This window comes from Myxococcus sp. AB025B, assembly GCF_006518215.1.
In the GTDB taxonomy this organism is placed as follows: domain Bacteria; phylum Myxococcota; class Myxococcia; order Myxococcales; family Myxococcaceae; genus Myxococcus; species Myxococcus fulvus.
In genome coordinates this window covers 1-17,057 of the sequence record NZ_SRLW01000222.1, presented here as the reverse complement: position 1 = coordinate 17,057, position 17,057 = coordinate 1, and the positions used below count along the sequence as shown (strand labels likewise).

Annotated in this window: 14 protein-coding genes and 2 CRISPR repeat arrays; of the genes, 10 read left to right on the top strand and 4 right to left on the bottom strand. The window is 69.3% G+C overall.

Features of this window, described 5'->3' with window-relative positions; genetic code table 11:
• The first annotated feature begins 382 nt into the window (after nt 1-382).
• A complete protein-coding gene (cas6, locus tag FL311_RS30080; protein ID WP_141330485.1) occupies nt 383-1,015 on the top strand; it encodes a type I-MYXAN CRISPR-associated protein Cas6/Cmx6 in 633 nt (210 codons plus the stop codon).
• Between the two features lie 39 nt (nt 1,016-1,054).
• On the top strand, nt 1,055-1,489 hold the full coding sequence (locus tag FL311_RS30075; protein ID WP_141330483.1) for a hypothetical protein: 435 nt from the start codon (nt 1,055-1,057) through the stop codon (nt 1,487-1,489).
• A 27-nt stretch (nt 1,490-1,516) separates the two neighbouring features.
• Here FL311_RS30075 and FL311_RS30070 read toward each other — a convergent pair whose 3' ends face one another.
• A complete protein-coding gene (locus FL311_RS30070; protein WP_141330481.1) occupies nt 1,517-2,362 on the bottom strand; it encodes a hypothetical protein in 846 nt (281 codons plus the stop codon).
• Nucleotides 2,363-2,651: 289 nt separating this feature from the next.
• Here FL311_RS30070 and FL311_RS30065 point away from each other — a divergent pair, with 289 nt between their 5' ends.
• From FL311_RS30065 to cmr6, 6 genes are read left to right on the top strand one after another with little or no spacing between them, the layout of a single operon-like run.
• Nucleotides 2,652-4,043 (top strand): RAMP superfamily CRISPR-associated protein, encoded by a 1,392-nt coding sequence (locus FL311_RS30065; protein ID WP_228557170.1) that lies wholly within the window; start codon nt 2,652-2,654, stop codon nt 4,041-4,043.
• 4 nt (nt 4,044-4,047) lie between these two features.
• Nucleotides 4,048-5,928, top strand: coding sequence for a type III-B CRISPR-associated protein Cas10/Cmr2 (cas10, locus tag FL311_RS30060; RefSeq protein WP_141330477.1), 1,881 nt, complete (start codon nt 4,048-4,050; stop codon nt 5,926-5,928).
• The gene (locus tag FL311_RS30055) at nt 5,925-7,169 is read left to right on the top strand and encodes a type III-B CRISPR module-associated Cmr3 family protein (RefSeq protein WP_141330475.1); all 1,245 of its coding nucleotides are present in this window, start codon (nt 5,925-5,927) and stop codon (nt 7,167-7,169) included. The genes cas10 and FL311_RS30055 overlap by 4 nt, the downstream gene beginning before the upstream one ends.
• Nucleotides 7,170-7,171: 2 nt before the next feature.
• Nucleotides 7,172-8,101, top strand: coding sequence for a type III-B CRISPR module RAMP protein Cmr4 (gene cmr4, locus FL311_RS30050; protein ID WP_141330473.1), 930 nt, complete (start codon nt 7,172-7,174; stop codon nt 8,099-8,101).
• Entirely contained in the window at nt 8,098-8,496 is a 399-nt protein-coding gene (locus tag FL311_RS30045) for a type III-B CRISPR module-associated protein Cmr5 (protein ID WP_141330471.1), read from the top strand. Before cmr4 ends, FL311_RS30045 begins: the two co-directional genes overlap by 4 nt.
• Nucleotides 8,489-9,559 (top strand): type III-B CRISPR module RAMP protein Cmr6, encoded by a 1,071-nt coding sequence (gene cmr6 / locus FL311_RS30040; RefSeq protein WP_141330469.1) that lies wholly within the window; start codon nt 8,489-8,491, stop codon nt 9,557-9,559. The genes FL311_RS30045 and cmr6 overlap by 8 nt, the downstream gene beginning before the upstream one ends.
• Before the next feature lie 138 nt (nt 9,560-9,697).
• Nucleotides 9,698-12,139: direct repeats of the CRISPR family, unit length 31 nt; unit sequence GCTCGCCGTGATGCCGGAAGGCGTTGAGCAC.
• Nucleotides 12,140-12,350: 211 nt separating this feature from the next.
• Here the strand turns inward: cmr6 and FL311_RS30035 are convergent.
• On the bottom strand, nt 12,351-12,914 hold the full coding sequence (locus FL311_RS30035; protein ID WP_368668598.1) for a DUF1629 domain-containing protein: 564 nt from the start codon (nt 12,912-12,914) through the stop codon (nt 12,351-12,353).
• A 25-nt stretch (nt 12,915-12,939) separates the two neighbouring features.
• Nucleotides 12,940-14,280 (bottom strand): AHH domain-containing protein, encoded by a 1,341-nt coding sequence (locus tag FL311_RS30030; protein ID WP_368668597.1) that lies wholly within the window; start codon nt 14,278-14,280, stop codon nt 12,940-12,942.
• Between the two features lie 165 nt (nt 14,281-14,445).
• A CRISPR array of direct repeats spans nt 14,446-14,851; the repeat unit is 37 nt; unit sequence CCGTTGCTCGCCGTGATGCCGGAAGGCGTTGAGCACC.
• 252 nt (nt 14,852-15,103) lie between these two features.
• Between FL311_RS30030 and FL311_RS30025 the strand changes: the two genes are divergently transcribed.
• Entirely contained in the window at nt 15,104-15,868 is a 765-nt protein-coding gene (locus tag FL311_RS30025) for an SGNH/GDSL hydrolase family protein (protein WP_228557169.1), read from the top strand.
• Nucleotides 15,868-16,620, top strand: coding sequence for a hypothetical protein (locus FL311_RS30020; RefSeq protein WP_141330463.1), 753 nt, complete (start codon nt 15,868-15,870; stop codon nt 16,618-16,620). Before FL311_RS30025 ends, FL311_RS30020 begins: the two co-directional genes overlap by 1 nt.
• Nucleotides 16,621-16,674: 54 nt before the next feature.
• Here FL311_RS30020 and FL311_RS30015 read toward each other — a convergent pair.
• Nucleotides 16,675-17,057 (bottom strand): sulfite exporter TauE/SafE family protein (locus FL311_RS30015; protein WP_228557168.1); only part of this gene is annotated, 383 nt, incomplete at its 5' end.

The following is a 17,057-nucleotide window of genomic DNA, read 5'->3' as shown; positions in this document are numbered from 1 at the left end:
CCGCAGGTCCGCGCGGCGGCGGAGGTCGCGCGGCGCATCGCGCTCCAGGAGGGAGGCGAGGACGCGGCGCCGAAGCCACGCGCGAAGGGGGCGGCGCGGGCCTCGAAGCGGCGAGGGCGCTGAGCGGGGCCGGTGAAAAAAGCGAGGGGGCGCGAGGGGACGACGTGGCGTTGGCGTCTTCCTGGGTGGAGCTGCGTGATGACCCCTGCTTTCCGAGCATCGGACGTGCCTGGGCTGCCTTTCGAGAGGTATGGCCCGTGGCGTCGCGCCGGCGTTCCATGCGTGGGTGGGTGCCATCACCTGAGTACCCCTTCGTCCAGGGTGGCGGACGAGGACTTCCCCGCAGGCCGGTCCCGTCGTGGCGGGGCCATCGAGGATGAACATGTCAGTGATTGACCTCGTCTACCCCGCGCGAGGCGGTGGGGTTCCGTTGGACCATGGGTATGCGTTGTTCTCGGCGCTGTCCCACCGGCTGCCGGGGCTGCATGAGCGCAAGGACGTCGGCATCTTCAACCTGCGGGGGACGCGGGCGAGCGGGAAGAGCCTGCTGGTGGGGCATGGGACGCTGCGGGTGCGGTGCCCGACGGAGGCGTTGCCGGTGTGGATGCCCTTGGGCGGCTCGGCGATTGAAGTGGGCGGGGGCGAGGTGACGCTGGGGGCACCCCGGGTATTTCCGCTGGAGGCGCCGGTGTCCCTGTCCTCGCGGCTGGTGACGTTCAAGAACGCGGTGGATGACGCGAGCTTCCGGAGCGCGGTGCAGCGGACCCTGACGACGCTGGAGTGCGAGGCCACCGTGCACGTGGGGCGGCGGCGCGTGGTGCGCATCGCGGGGAAGAAGGTGATTGGGTACGGGCTGACGCTGAGCAACCTGTCCGCGTGCGCTTCAGTGACCTTGCAGGAGCAGGGGATGGGCGGACGGCGGCACATGGGGTGCGGGCTGTTCCTGCCCACGCGCCTGCGTGTCGGCGTGGGGAGCTGGCAGCGCGGCCCGAGGGAGCTGGCGAGCCCGGCGTAGGCGACGGCAGACTGGCCCTGCGCTGAAAGGAGTGGGTCGGTGAAGAAGGGCTATCGGTTGGATGCTGTCGCTCGCGGATTCGCGGAAGTCTTCTTGCAAGCCCCATCCTCGAACCGACGTGCGGCCTTGGTGGCGGCTTGTGAGATGGGGTTGAGTCACTCCAGGGTGATGGACCCTCTCGCCAGCCGTGCGCTGGAATCCATCCGGAGTGGCGGTTCAGCGACGCCCACCCTGCGACGGGAGCTGGCTGAACGTGCCGCGCAGCTTGATGAGGCGTATCTCTCCCGGTGCGACGAGGACGGGAGCGCGGAGGCCGAGGCCCTGGAGATGTTCTCGAAGGCCCGTGCCTTTGCCTCCCTGGCCTATGCGCTGGGCGAGGGAGAAGACTGGCTCGAGGCACTGTATGAGGCGGTTTCGACCGTGGACGAGCAGGGGCGAATGGTCGAGCGACTCAGCGCGCTGTTGAAGGCTTGATGTCTTCGCCACGGCTGCGCTCGGAAGTCATAGGGGCCGGGTCGCGTCGCGCAGGGTGCGCAGCGCCGCGTCCGGGTGGGAGAAGGCGAGGATGATGAGCTGGTCCAGCGCGGCTTCGCCCAGTGCCGCCAGTCGCTCCTGTGAATCCGGGGGCAACGTCAGCTCCCGGACGCGCGCAAAGTTGATGAGCGTCCGAGCTCGGTCCCGGGCGCGCTCCAGCGCGCGCTGTTCATCCCAGAAAGGCGAGTCCATCATGATGTTCCTCAACGATGAAGTGAGCTGCTCACTTCCGAAGCGGCGTGACGTCAGGGTACCCAGGACGACGAGCAAGTCCATCTGCTCCCGTGGAGAAAGGTCGGTGGCCTGTCGGATGCGTGTCTCCGCCCAGGTCGCTCGCTCGGGCCCTGCTCGGGCATCGAGGACGGAGAGTGGCAACAGCGGCGTGGCGGCTTGGAGGGCCGGCTGCGAGAAGTCCACCTCCCACAACCGGACCACCAGGAAATCCAAGGTGAGTCGCGGCTGTCCTTGGCAGCGGATGACGTAGGGTGGGCGGATACCTTCGGCCTCGGGGACCACGAGGATGACCACGGGCAACACCGGGAGGTTCTCGCGCAGGTGCACGCGCACGGTGTAGTCCAGGAGCCGCCGTGCGAAGTCCGGGTCTGCTTGTGCCTGGAGCTCGAGCTCCACTGCGAAGCGCTCCGAGTCCGACTCCACGACGAGCACCGCGTCCGCGCGTCGCTCGGATTGGGGGAGGCTGCTGTCCGCGGCGCGGACGAAGCGTGGTGCCTCATCGCCGAAGAGCAGGAACAGCAACTGCGCTGGATGGCGCTGGACGAGCCCCCGGAGCACCAGGTCGAAGATGGGTTTCATGTTGTACCTGAGAGGTAGCATCCAGGTCTGACATCCGTCAGGTAGGGTTGGACGCACAGGAGAAAAACGCACGGGGCCGCGAGGGGGGCGCGCGGCGATGGCGTCCTCCTCGGTGGACATGTGCACCGACGCCCCAGCCCACGCTTCATCCACCACCACCGGGAGCGCTCCGCCGCCCATGGCCGCTCGGAGTCCGTCCGCGCGCCGTGCGCCCTTTCCCGTGGGCGAGGTCGCCCCATGTCTTCACCCCCATCACCGTCCTGCCCTGGCGGGTCGAGGAGGAGCCGAGGTGTGCCCTGATTCTTTGAACCTGCCCGAGCCATCCAAGGACCCGCGCCCCAGGCGCAGACTGCCCACGGGGCCTCGGCGAGAGACCTTCACCGTGGACCTGAAGACCGTCACGCCCATCCTCGGGGGCGCGCCTGTCCCGCGTCAGCTCTCCGAGGTGGACTCCATCCGAGTGCCCACGCTGCGCGGACACCTGCGCTTCTGGTGGCGCGCGCTGTATGGCCATGCCTACGGCGAGCATCAGCGGCTCGAGCTGGCCCGGCGTGAGCGCGAGCTGTGGGGCGGGATGACGCTGGGCGAAGAGAAGCCCTGTCGCTCCCAGGTGGACCTGTGCGTGCGCGCCGTCACCGTCTCCGCGCAGGACCCGGATGACATCTCGTTGGGCGAGGAGCAGTCCTATGCGCTCTGGCCCGCTCGTGCTCCGAAGAATGGTGAGGCCGCGCCTCGGTGGAAGCCGGGGCTGCGCTTCACGCTGGAGGTCAGCGCTCCGGAGGGCGCGCTGTCCGACGAGGTCCGTCACGCCTTGCGCGCGTGGGTGCTCTTCGGTGGGTATGGCTCACGGCCCCGTCGTGGCTGCGGCACGGTGACATTCGCCACGGAGGAGCAGTGTCGGCAATGGCTGCCGAAGAGCGCCACGCGCGCCGAGCTGCGCCGGCTCTTCGGCGATGTGCCCCTCTTCCAGCCTGAGCTCGCGGGGGCTCCGCGCGACCTGCCCCTGCTGCGCGGCGCGTGGCTCCTTCGGGGGCCTCGGGACGAGTCCACGGTCGATGGCAGCAAGGCCTGGCTGGAGGCGCTGGGCTGGCTGCGCGCGTTCCGCCAGGGCACCGCGGGTATCCAGGGCGCGCGTGCTCGCAACCCGAGCCCCACGGGAGACAACCGCGCGGGCCGCTCCAACTGGCCGGAGGCGGACAAGATTCGTCACCACGCGCGCACCTATCCCGAGGAGCACGCGCCGCGCCCGGCGTACTCGAGGACTCCGGCGTGGCCACGCGCGGGCTTCGGGCTGCCCATCGTCGTCCACTTCCAGCAGGGGAAGCGGGACTCCAAGGACAACCACGTCCCCGCCGAGCCCAAGCACATGCAGCTCCAGTGGGTGCGAGACCGGGAGCGCGAGCCGAAGGACCGCCTGGCCTCGCCGCTCATCGTCAAGGCGATGCCGCTGGCCAACGGCCGCTTCGAGCCCATCGCGCTGTGGCTCGAGCGCGGCTACCCCGAGGGCGGCAAGGTCCTCCTGGTGCAGTCCAACCGTCCCCTCGAAGCCACGCGCGCGGACTTCGACGTGCTGCGCGCGAAGGACGACCAACCGCTCTTCACGCCCCTGCGCGAGGTGACGTCCCTGCGCGAGGCGTTCTTCAACTGGCTGCGTGACACGAAGAAGGCTCGGGAGGCGTAAGCCGATGACGACTCAGTCCTATGTGCTCGTGCTCAAGGTCGGCCCGGTGCAGGGCTTCATCGCCCAGGCCCGACGCACGCGCGACCTGTGGTTCGGCAGCTATCTGCTCTCCTCCTTGAGCCGCGCCATGGCGTGCGCGCTCCGAGACGCGGGCGCCGAGCTCATCTTCCCGCATCCGGAGCAGCTCGACGCGGCGGCGCCGAAGCCCTCGGGGCGTGTCACCAGGACCGACCAGGCCTTGGCCGACGCCGAGGCCGTGAAGGGCTTCCCCAACAAGGTCCTCGCGGTGGTGAAGGGTGATGCGGCCGAGGTGGCCCGCGCGGCGCGCAAGGCGGCTCGGGCCACGCTGCGCGAACAGTGGGTGCGCGTGCGAGAGCGCGGCGGGCCGCTGCTCGCGGAGGGCGCGGACGCGTGGGCGGACGAGCAGCTCGACACCTTCCTGGAGTTCCACGCGGCCTGGGCGCCGATGGAGGACGGTGATTACCTGACGGCCCTCGAGGAGGCCGAGGCCGCGCTGGAGGCTCGCCGGGGGCTGCGCGAGTTCAGGGCTTGGACCCAGGCGCCTCCGGCGGGCACGCACAAGTCGAGCCTCGACGGTGGACGCGCGTCGGTGCTGAAGCGCGAGCGTCCGCGGAGTGGCGAGTGGAAGCGGCTGCGCATCGGTGAGCGCGAGGAGTTGGACGCGCTGGGGCTGCTCAAGCGCGCGGGTGGCGAGCCGGACCAGTTCGTGCCGGTGCCGAGCATCGGGCTGGCGGCGTGGCTGGAGACGGCGAGCAAGAAGCACGGCCCGAAGCTCTCCGCGCTGCGAGGCGCGTGCGCGGACCATCGCGGGTTCACGTCGGTGTACCGGACGGACCTGGCGTGGGTGAACGCTTTCCCGTTCGATGGCCAGCTCCTGCTTCCCGACCGCTGGCGTCCGTACTTCACGGAGTGGAGTGAGGACCCCAAGGCGGCGAAGCAGGAGGCCGAGCGGTTCGCGGATGAGCACATCCGCCCGCTGCTCGCGGCGATGTCCGTGGCGCCGTACCCCTACGTGGCCTGCCTCGTCGCCGACGGGGACCGGATGGGGGAGCTGCTCCGACGGCTGGCGGAGCACGGGGGCATCGAGGCGCACCGCCGTGTCTCCCACGCGCTCGCGAGCTTCACGGCGGAGGCGCGAGACATCGTCCAGTCGCGCTACCGCGGGATGCTCGTCTACGCGGGGGGCGATGACGTCCTGGCCTTCGTGTGTCCGGCGGACGCGCTCCAGTGTGCCCGGGCGCTGGCGGCCGCCTTCTCGAAGCACCTGGCCCCTGTCAGCGGAGCGTCCGTGCCCACGCTGTCGGTGGGGCTGGGCATCGGCCACGTGATGGAGAGCTTGGGGCAGCTGTTGGCCCTGGGGCGTCGAGCGGAGAAGGCCGCGAAGGACGCGGGGCGCGACGCGCTCGCGGTCCTCGTGGCGAAGCATGCGGGGCGCGAGCGACTGTGGACCGCGAGCTGGACACCGAAGGGCGCCGCCGTGGAGCCGCTGGCCCGGCTGTCCCAGGACATGGCGCTGCTGGGAGGAGACCGGCTGCCCCTGGGCAAGGTGCACGAGGTGGAGACGATGGTGCGTCGCTTCCCCGCAGAGACGTCGTCGGAGGAACAGGCGGCAGTGCTGGTGGCCGAGGTGTCGCGAATCCTGGCGCGCGCCGAGGGGCGGGCTCGCGACTCCGAGGACCGTGAGCGGGAGGACAAGGCCCTGTCCCTGACGGACGTGGGGCTGGCTGCGCTCGCGGAGGAGCCGCCGGAGTGTGTCGAGACGGTCCACGCGGAGCTGCTCGCGTGGGTGGACCGGATGTTGGTGGCGGGGACGCTCGAGCGTTCGCGTCGCGGACTGGAGCTCAGAGAGGGAGGTGGCGCATGAGTGAGGAGTGCTTCGCGTTGCTGCCGCGCGACGGGCTGTCCGTGAAGGATGGCCGCGGCTGGTACACGAGTGAAGTGGGGCGCGGGTACTCGCATCCGTGGCCGCTGCCGACGACGGTGCGAGGCGCGCTGCGCGCCGCGTGGGGACAGGACCTCATGTCGAACCGGCCGGGCGTCCGGCTGACGCCGGAGGCGTGGGAGCAGCGCTCCGCGAGCCTCGCGCTGACGGGGTTCGTCGCCTTGCGACGCGACCTGGGGGAGACGTCCTTCACCCCGAGCCACCGGATGTGGCCCGCGCCCGCGGACGCGGTGGTGGTGGCGGGCAAGGACGGCGAGCCCGCGCGGATCGAGCGACTGCGTCCCTGGTGGCCCGACTCGGAGGGCGTCATCACCTCGCTCGGCCCCGACGAGGACCGGGCGCGCGAGGCGCTGTGGCATCCCCGACCGGACCACGAGGGGCGGATGGGCAAGCCCTCGGGCGATGCGCCGGCGTTCTGGTCCGAGGCGGACATGGTCGCGTGGCTTCTGCGCAAGGACCTCGCGGCTCCGGCGACTCCGGGCCCCGGTCATCGCACGGACCTGCACGTAGCCATCGCGCCCGACAAGCAGACCGCGGAGGACACGATGCTGCACTCGCGCCAGGTCGTGGAGCTGCTGCGCCTGGAGAAGCGCGAGGGCGCGGCGGCGCCGGTCGCGGTGGAGTGGGCGCTGGGCGTGCGCTGCAGGCAGCCCGAGGGCGAGGCGGTGACGGGTTTCCCGTCGGGCGTGCTGGGGCTGGGTGGCCGCAGGCGGTTGACGGAGGTGGAGCGCTCGACGGTGGACCTGTTCGCCTGCCCCGAGGACTTCCAGCCCGAGCCCTCGATGGGCTTGAAGCTGGTGCTGGCGACGCCCGCGAGCTTCGAGCGCGGGTGGCTGCCGGATGGCTTCGCGTGCGCGGAAGGTGGCGAGCCCGAGTACGTGGGCGCGTTGCCTGGCGTGGAGGGGCGGGTGGTGTTGCGCGCGGCGCTGGTGCCTCGGGCGCAGGACGTGTCCGCGTGGGACATGGTGAAGCGCCAGCCCCGGGCGACGCGGCGGTGGGTGCCGGCGGGGTCTGTCTATTTCTTCGAGAAGGTCGGTGGGGGCCAGTTCACCACCGAGGAGCTGCGCGCGTTGTGGCTGGCCTCGTGGGGCGGCGGCCGCGACGAGGCGCTCGGGCAGGTGTTGCCCGGCGTCTGGGAACTGCCCCCGGAGTGTGGAGCGTGAGCATGGAAAGCCGAGCCTATCTGCTGCAAGCCCTGTCCCCCCTGCACGTCGGCACGGGGCAGAGCGTGGGAGTCATCGACCTGCCGCTGATGCGGATGCGCTCCACGGGCATCCCCATCATCCCCGGCTCGTCGCTCAAGGGCGTGCTGCGCGACGCGAGCGCGCGCGACACCGTCCGGACCGACGCGGTCTTCGGCCCCCGGCGCGCGAAGAACGGGCCCGAGGGGGACGAGCCCAGCGAGTACGCGGGGGCGCTGGTGGTGGGCGACGCGCGGCTGCTCGCGCTGCCGGTGCGCAGCTTCGTGGGGACGTTCGCGCTGGTGACGTCGCCGTTGCTGCTGACGCTGGCGCGTCGGGACTGGGGTGGACGGAAGGGGGGCGGTGAGGCGCCTCCGCCAGTCCCCTCGCTGAAGAAGCACCGCGCGCGGGTGGCTTCGTTGAAGTCCTGTGTCTGTCTTCACCAGCAGGCGGACGGGGCGCGTGTCTATCTCGAGGATCTGGACCTGGAGGTGGACGCAGTGGACGACGCGGTGCTCGGGGCCTGGGCGGAGGCGCTCCAGCGCGCGCTGCCCGGTGATGAGCGGGAGCCGCTCGCGCGTCGCCTGGTGCTCGTGGATGACGAGACCATGAGCTTCCTGTGGGAGACGGCGATGCAGGTGGACACCCGCGTGAGCATCGACCCGGACACGGGCACGGCCGCGCAGAAGCATCTCTGGACGGAGGAGAGCCTGCCGGCGGAGACGCTGCTGATGGGAGTGATGGCGGCGTCCCCGTCCTGGAGTCCGAAGCAGGCGATGGCGGCGAGCGCGGTGCTCGACGCGGCGCTCGGCGGGCAGGGGACGATGCTCCAGTTGGGCGGCAAGGCGACGGTGGGGCGTGGGTGGTGTCGGCTGTTGTCGTGGACGGCGGGCGACGCGGAGGCCCGGCGATGAGCGGCGTGACGCGAGAGCAGCAGCGGGCGACGGATGCGTATGCCCGTGTGACGGCGGTCCCCTCGGACCTCCGGCCCGACTACAAGCCGCGGGTGCATGGCCTGGGGGCGTCGGTGCTGCGGGATGGGCTGGCCGCGGCGCTCACGTTCCTGGAGCGGGAGCGGGACCCGAAGGAGCCGAACGCCGCGATGGTGCTGCTCGAGGACCTGGCGAAGGTGCTCGGCAAGGCGCGGCTGCCGGGGTTGTCCTCGGCGCTGACGGGGGAGACGCTGCCGGGCGCCGTGCGGAAGCTGGGGCTGGAGGAGTACATGCTGGCCACGCGCGAGACGCTGCGGCTGGTGGTGTGGTTCCGTCGCGCGGTCCAGGCCACGTTCAAGGAGGCTCCTCGTGCGTGAGGTCCTGGCCGCGCTTCCCCGTTTCGAGGAGACGGGCCCGAGTCACGCGGGGCTGGCCCATGAGCGCTACGCGCCCCAGAAGGATGACACGTCGAAGGATGAGAACAGCTCACCCTGGCGGAGGTGGTTGAGCTGGATGGACGGGGCGAGGGAGCCGGAGCACTACGGGGTGGCGTACCACCGGTGGCGCGGCTCGCTGACGCAGTGGCACACGGCCTCCGTGGAGATGCGGGCGACGGGGCGGCTCCTGGCGGGGCACGGGAATGCCTCGCCGACGGGGGTGGGGCTGACGCTGCATCACACCTGGGGCGTGCCGGTGATTCCGGGCTCCTCGCTCAAGGGCGTGCTCGCGGCCTACCTGCGCGCGAGCTTCGAGCCCGCCGAGGTGGCGGAGGCGTGTCGTCGGCTGTTCGGTGTGCCAGGGGACGAACGGCTCGGCCGGAAGGCGAGCGTGGGGCAGGTCCTCTTCCACGACGCGCCGTGGGTGTCCGATTGGGACAAGGAGACGAAGAAAGGGCCGCGGACGCTGGCCCGCGATGTGCTCACGGTGCACCAGCGGGGCTGGTACGGGAAGGCGGAGTCGTGGCCCAACGACTACGAGTCACCGAACCCGGTGGAGTTCCTGTCGGTGCGCCCTGGTGGACGTTTCCTCGTGGCGCTGAGCGTGGCCCCGGGGGCGGACGACGAGACGCTCCGCTTGTTGCGCTGGGCCGCGGACCGGTTGTGCGAGGCGCTGCGTGACTTTGGCGTGGGGGGCAAGACGGCCGCGGGATACGGGCGGCTGGTGCCCGAGGGGAGCGTGGTCGTCGCCGCGCCGCGGGTGGTGTCTCGGCCGTCACCGGAGCGCGACGCGTTCAAGGCGTGGGGGGAGGCGCAGCGGGCGGCGAAGACGGAGCAGCGCAAGGTGCTCGAGGACTTCGACGCGCAGTGGCGACCTAGGTTGATGCCCCTGTCGCGCGAGGCGCGGAAGGAGTGCGCAGAGGCGCTTCGCGGGTGGGTGAGGAACCCCAAGCTCCAGGAGCGTCGCGACGAGCTGCTCAGGCTCCTGGTGGACGGCGCCTGAGGAATTCCTTCTGGGAGCGTCACGAATGCGGCGTGACGCTCCTCACGGGATGCATGTGGCGGATGAACAGCGTCCGCCCATGGTTCGACGAAGCGCTCTTTGTCAGATGAATAGGCGTTTGGCGTTTCGAGAGAGACTTCGCCGCTCGCCGTGATGCCGGTAGGCGTTGAGCACACGAAGCATTCGGGCTTGAAGTCCTCCTGAACGGTGATGCCTCCGCTCGGCGTGATGCCGGAAGGCGTTGAGCACTTGATCCACCCACCACGAGGGTTGACCAGAGAGGTCACTTCCTCCGCTCGCCGTGATACCGGAAGGCGTTGATCACTCCGTGCCGCTAGCGGAGAGGTCGGGCGTCACGACCGCCGCTCGCCGTGATGCCGGAAGGCGTTGAGCACACCTCCCAGTCCGGGTCCATCTGCACGAGGGTCGTGATCGCCGCCGCTCGCCGTGATGCCGGAAGGCGTTGAGCACCAGAGAATGTAGTAATGTGGCCCCTTACCTTGTGCAGGCCGCCGCTCGCCGTGATGCCGGAAGGCGTTGAGCACCGTGCTTCTTCCGCATCCTCGAAGGCACCACGGTCCCGCCGCTCGCCGTGATGCCGGAAGGCGTTGAGCACATGGCATCCACCTCGGGGGGCGCTCGAACTCGAGCTTGCCGCCGCTCGCCGTGATGCCGGAAGGCGTTGAGCACGTGCCAGCCGAGCAGGTGTACACGCGATCATCGGGGATCCGTTGCTCGCCGTGATGCCGGAAGGCGTTGAGCACCGCGTGAGCGCGTTGGGGCTCGCGGCGTAGATGGGCGTCAGCCGCTCGCCGTGATGCCGGAAGGCGTTGAGCACCCATGGACGAACGTAAGCTGATGCTGATTTCCCGCCGCCGCTCGCCGTGATGCCGGAAGGCGTTGAGCACGCGTACTGGTTGGCTCGCCGTGCGTGCACCACGTCCTTCCGCCGCTCGCCGTGATGCCGGAAGGCGTTGAGCACGCCGTGGGCGTGCCGCTGATGCGCAGCAACGGCTGCACGCCGCCGCTCGCCGTGATGCCGGAAGGCGTTGAGCACCATTTGCCACTCCTTTACAGATATCGGAACAGGACGACGGTGCCGTTGCTCGCCATGATGCCGGAAGGCGTTGAGCACCTGGCTTCCAGCTCACAGGCGAGTTCGCTGGCCCGACGCCGCCGCTCGCCGTGATGCCGGAAGGCGTTGAGCACCGCTCCTGCGGCGTGGGACGGCACAGGTGGACGACCGTTGCGCGCCGTGATGCCGGAAGGCGTTGAGCACACGCGGCGCACCTAGAAGTCGTCCACTTTTAATTAGCACCGTTGCTCGCCGAGATGCCGGAAGGCGTTGAGCACAGCTGGCGGGCCTGCCCCTTCGACGCCCGCGCCCGCTGCGCTCGTTGCTCGCCGAGATGCCGGAAGGCGTTGAGCTCTGGTGCCAGCAGCGCTCCTTCGACTAGCCCACGGTCCGCTGCGCGTCGAGATGCCGGAAGGCGTTGAGCACCGTTCCGGATGTCCAGCAGACTCCAGATCATTCCTCCGCCGCTCGCCGTGATGCCGGAAGGCGTTGAGCACGAGGATGCAGCGCTCGATGATTGAGCGCGCTGGGCCGCTGCTCGCCATGATGCCGGAAGGCGTTGAGCACGTGTGCACGCACATCGGCTCGAAGTGCTTCTCCGGGTCACCCGCCGCTCGCCGTGATGCCGGAAGGCGTTGAGCACGTGGCGTCCACGTGCCGGAGGAACGCCCCGCGCTGCTGGCGCCGCTCGCCGTGATGCCGGAAGGCGCTGAGCACTGCAAGAAGTGATTGTCCGTCGCGAGCGCGAGCGGCCGCTGCTCGCCATGATGCCGGAAGGCGTTGAGCACCTCGGCGTCAGCGACCCGTACTCGGCGCGTTCGTTCCGCCGCTCGCCGTGATGCCGGAAGGCGTTGAGCACAGCGCGCCGTCCCGGACCTCAAACCGCTTCCAGCCGCCGCGCGCCGTGATGCCGGAAGGCGTTGAGCACTCGAGCATCTGGACGAAGGGCTCCGCGTCCTTGGACTCCGCCGCTCGCCGTGATGCCGGAAGGCGTTGAGCACTGTCCCTCGGGGGAGAGGCGCACGACGTGGTGGACCCGCCGCTCGCCGCGATGCCGGAAGGCGTTGAGCAAAGGCAGCGGTCGTTGACGACCGTGTAGCCGGGCAGGGGCCGCCGCTCGCCGTGATGCCGGAAGGCGTTGAGCACAGTTGCTCGACAGGTGAGACGAGGAAGATGTCCTCCGTTGCTCGCCGTGATGCCGGAAGGCGTTGAGCACTTCGTCCACAACACGCACAGCAACCCCTGTCTGTCGCCGTTGCTCGCCGTGATGCCGGAAGGCGTTGAGCGCCGATCACACCATGATCGCCCCCCGTGTTGGGGCCGTTGCTCGCCTCGATGCCGGAAGGCGTTGAGCACATCTCGATGGAGCCCATCAACTTCGCCTTGGCGGCCGCCTCCCGTTGCTCGCCGTGATGCCGGAAGGCGTTGAGCACTCAAATCAATCATGTACTTTCTATTCGCATCTGCGTCCGTTGCTCGCCGTGATGCCGGAAGGCGTTGAGCACGCGAGGACGCGATCCTTGATGACCGCGAGCACGGGACCGAGGAGCTTATCCTGTATGCGGAGACAGCCCGAACGCACGCCGAGCAACACCTCGGGGCCATGAAGCTGGCCCGGCGCGTAGTGGTGGCCCGTGTCAGCGCCGAGTCCCACCGGTGAGTGCTGGCTGCCGGTGCCCGCGCCGAGCAACCCCACGGAACCCAGGGGCTCGCCCACTAGACTTCTTCAAACGTCGCCCCGGTGGCTCCCATGCTTTCCAAGGCGTCTTTGATGTCCTCCCGGACAATCAGCACGATAGCCCAGCCCTGGGGACGGAAAACCTTGGCGTCACCTACCCGCGCGGGGTCGATGCGCATGCCACGCACGTCCCGGTACTTCCCCAGCTTCTCGGGCCGTCCATCCTCCGGGGTCCATTTCCTGACGAGCCTGGATGCTCGCTCGTCAATGCACTGGATGAGCTGGGTCGCCACGAGAATGACGAACGGCTCAGGCTGGCCCTCAATCTCCACGGGTAGGAACTGCACTTCCTCGGGAGCAAGTCCCGAGAGGGCGGACGCCACTCGGGTGTGGACCACCGGGGCCGCGAACGCCGCCCGCGAGAAGTCGAGCGCCCTGCCGGGGACATTGATGGGGAGCTTCAAGGGGCCCGGGTCCGGGAGTCGCTGGCCCCGATAGAACATCCACGGGTCGTCCACCTCTCGTCCTTGAGCATCCGTAGGGGTGCCGAGCAACCAGCGCCCCCGAATGCTCATGTCGTCCTTCAGGTCGTAGTACCGCATGGGCATGGGACCCATTGTGGTGGTCCTAGGTCCCCGTCACCAGTCTGTTGAGGTCACTCCCTGGCGTGGCGATTTCCCCGGCGAGGTCGCGCAGTTCCGCAGTGAGTGCCTCGCGGCATTTCTGCAGGGTGCGGCACCCCTCCGTTGCGTCAGACAGGCGTTGGAAGACTGCTTCGTGGTACTCCTGTGGGTGGGGCCCCTTGTGGCCCTTGATACGGACGATGTTGGCCGGCTCGTTCAGCGACATGCCCGCCTTGTCGAAGATCTTCTGGAACTGAGGCGACCACGGTCCTGCGTTGTTCGTGGACTTCCACCACTTGTCCGTCGCGATGTGGTGGTTGTGGCCCTCCGCGTCCACCGGAGCGGCTGCCGCGCCCCCCATGGCCTGCGCGGTCATGGCCACCGCGGCCGGAGCCAGAGCCACGGTGACAGCCTCGCCTGACACGGCCACTGCTCCCACTTCTCCCACGGCGGCAAGGCGGATGCCCGCGCGGCCCCCGGCCAGCGCCGCCGCCTGCGCTGAACCGGGCAGCGTGGGCACCTTGTTAGCGAAGCCCGCCGCCGTGTTCCCCACAGCCACCGTCGCCAGCAGCACGAAGGCTCGTGCCGCGTTCTGCCCCATGACCTTTCCGTAGCGATCGCCCGCGTCGCGCAGTTCGTCAAACGTGGTCGCCCGGTCTGCCTCTTCCACCAGCCGTTTGAAGCCCAATACCAGCGTCCAGAAGGTGTCCACCCCCAGGTAGGCAATGGCTGTTGCCGTCATCACAGCAGCCAGGCCCTTGCTCACGGGCTCGGGCACCGACCAGAGGACCAGATAGAGGGTGAGGGTCCACAGCGCCGCCGACAGCGCCGCGTGCGGGTCGGCCATTCCCTTGAAGGCGTCCAACATTTCTTCCAGGACCACGCCTTGGGCCATGGCCATGGCCAACGCATAGCGTCCATCGCCGGTCACGGTGGAGCTGTCCACCAACAGGCGTAGACAGTCGCCCTTGCGCCCAGTGCGCTCGCACCAGCGCAGATATGCCCGCGTCAACTCCTCCTCCGCTGGCGGCATGTCGGAGGTCAGTGCCGCCTTCTCCAGCGGCGTCATCTGCCGGGTGCGCGGGTTGAAGAGGTACGCGCCGCCGCGAGCCTCCACGCCCAAGAGGTCCCGTGCGGCCCACTGGGGATTGGCCGCGGGCCGCATGTGCCGCGCCAGTCGGGCCACGGCCTCTTTGAACTCGCGCCGCTCCACCTCCACCGGGCCGGCTTCGCCGCTGTGAGGAGTGAAGACGACCGGTGGACCCCGGCTCGTCTCCAGGCGCACCACGCGCCCCGAAGCACAGCCCGTCAGCCAAACCAGCAGCAGCGCGGCAGCGCGATGCATCCTCATCCAGCCCCCAGCGGGAAAGGTCTCCATCCTCCGCGACGAGGCCGGGCCACGACCAGAACCCAGCGAATGGGCCTCCCGCAGCGGAGCGGGCGCCGAGCGCTCTCCAGGGGAAGGCGTCCGCCGCAAGTAGTGATGCTGTTGACCGCCGCGACGATTTTCCCGCCGCTCGCCGTGATGCCGGAAGGCGTTGAGCACATCATCTCCCTCATGATGCCGTAGACCGAGGGGTCGAAGCCCGTTGCTCTCCGTGACGCCGGAAGGCGTTGAGCACCTCCAGCGGCGCAGGTTGGTCTTGTACTCCGCAACCTTCTCCGCCGTTGCTCGCCGTGATGCCGGAAGGCGTTGAGCACCGGTTGAAGTCGTCGCGAAGGGTTGTCCACTTAGCCCGTTGCTCGCCGTGATGCCGGAAGGCGTTGAGCACCCAATCTCGCCCGCGTCCTTCGCGGCGGTGATGATGCCGTTGCTCGCCGTGATGCCGGAAGGCGTTGAGCACCCGTCGCCGGAGCCGAAGCCGTCGTCGGAGCCGAACCGTTGCTTGCCGTGATGCCGGAAGGCGTTGAACCACGGACTCGTGGCTCCACTCGCGGCCCTGTCACACGGATACATGTTTCACGCTGCGAACAGGTCCAGCCCAACAGTTCTGGAAATTTATCGCAGGGTCGTCCTTGCGGCTTATTGGCAATTTTCAGCTTTGACTTCCGAATCAATCCTGTGCGCGAATCGGACGTCATCCGGAAAGTCCGGAGGACGGAGCAATCACGGACGTATCCCCAAACGGCACGTCGGCGGGTGAGCCCTGCTGACGGGAAGGAACCATATGAAGGCGTTCCAAGTCTCTGGTCGTGCGCGTCTGCCCCGGTGGGCACAAGCCCTCGTCGTCACGACGCCCATGCTGCTGGTCGGCTGCGGCCTCGGTCAGCTCATGAGCGCCCCGTGGATCACCAACGCGAACAACAACAACGTCGTGTTCCTGGGCGACTCCATCTTCGCGCTCTCGGGGGAGATTCAGACCGCCCTCCACGCCAAGGCGGGTGGGACGTTCCGCAACTACACGACCTCCGGCGCGGAGATCGAGGGTGGCGTCATCACCCCCTCCGTCCGTGGCCAGTTCGACCTCGCCGAGTCCGACAATCCGAACAGCCACATCGTCGTGATGGATGGCGGCGGCAATGACATCCTCATCCCCACCATCGCGCTCGCCGACCCGTACAACTGCAAGACGCAGTGGTATGAGTTCGGTCGCCTGTCGCAGAGCTGCAAGGACTACATCGACGACATCTACGTCGAGGTCGCGGACCTGCTGAACGACATGTCGACCAGCGGCGTCACCGACGTCGTCTACCTCGGCTACTACCGCACCAAGTTCGGGCTCCTCAACGCCAGCGACCTCGACCAGGCCGTCGACTACGGAGACCAGATTCTCGGGACCGCGTGCGCGAACGCCGTCGTCGACTGCGACTTCGTCGACCCCCGCTCGGCCATCACCAACGCCGACATCAAGGCCGACGGCGTCCACCCGACGACCTCGGGCTCGAACAAGATCGCCAACCTCATCTGGGCCAAGCTGGAGCCGCGGCTCTGATGCTCGGTCGGCGCGGGAACATCATCGTCCTTCTCGCGGCCGGCGCCCTCCTGTCGGCTGGCGCGTTCTCCCTCGTCCGAGGTGGGGACGCGCCAGTCGCACAGGCCGATGTGTCGCGGCCCGTGCCCGCTCCGGTGTCGTCCCCTGGGGAAGCGCCTCGGCGGACCGTCAGGCAGGACTCCGGACCGACGCAGAAGGACCCGACCGCCGAGGTGTCCGCGCGCTGGATGCAGGAGGCGCAGGCCCTCAGCCAGGAGGAGGAGGCGAAGCGACGCGAGCTCCTCGACGTGGACCCGAGGCTCTCGCTCGAGGCTCAGCAGGCAGTGTTCCTCGACCGGCTGTCCACCATCGCTGGCGTGGACCCGCGAAAGACGGAGGCGCAGCTGGTGCGCTCTCAAGCGACGGAGCTGTTCCTCCGGCTCGAGCCGGTGCAGGCCCACCTCGTCGGGATGCCGGTCGAGGAACGACGGGCCGCCCTCGCGGACATCCGGCGACGCATGGGCTACTCCGAAGAGCAGGTTGCACGCAAAGCCGCGGAGGATGTGTACAAGGATGCCCGCTGGGAGAAAGGGCTCGCGTACATGAAGGCGCGAGAGGCGCTGCTCTCGCGGCTCGGGCAGACCGAGTCCCTGGACGCCGAACTGGGCTCCTTGCGCGAGCAGTACTTCGGCCACGAGGCACCGACGCTCGCGCGCGAGGAGGCCGCGGGGTTCTTCCGCTTCCAGCGGCGCCGCGTCTACGGGAGGAACTGAGCGGCTTGCATCGCACCACGCCGCCCACCATGACGCCGCTCGCGGACCGCGCCGTTAGTGCTCGCCCGAGCTCCGAGGCGTGCCCGTCACCGCCGCGCCGACGGACGTGGGCGTCACCTCGCCCACGCTCATCAGGGCCTCGCGGTTCTTGACGAGGATGAACACGCCCATCACCACGAGCAGGCCGGAGAAGGCCGTCTTCAGCGTGGCCTGGGACACGAAGTGGGAGGCCCAGGTGCCGGTCAGGATGCCGGCCACGGCGATGGCCGTGAAGACACCCAGCGCGCCCCAGGGCACCTCGACATGGCCGAGGTAGCCCGCGAAGCCCACCAGCGAGTTGAGCGCGATGACGAGCAGGCTGGTCCCCACCGCCTGCTTCATCGGCAGCCCCACCAACAGCACCAGCGCCGGGACGATGAGGAACCCTCCCCCCACGC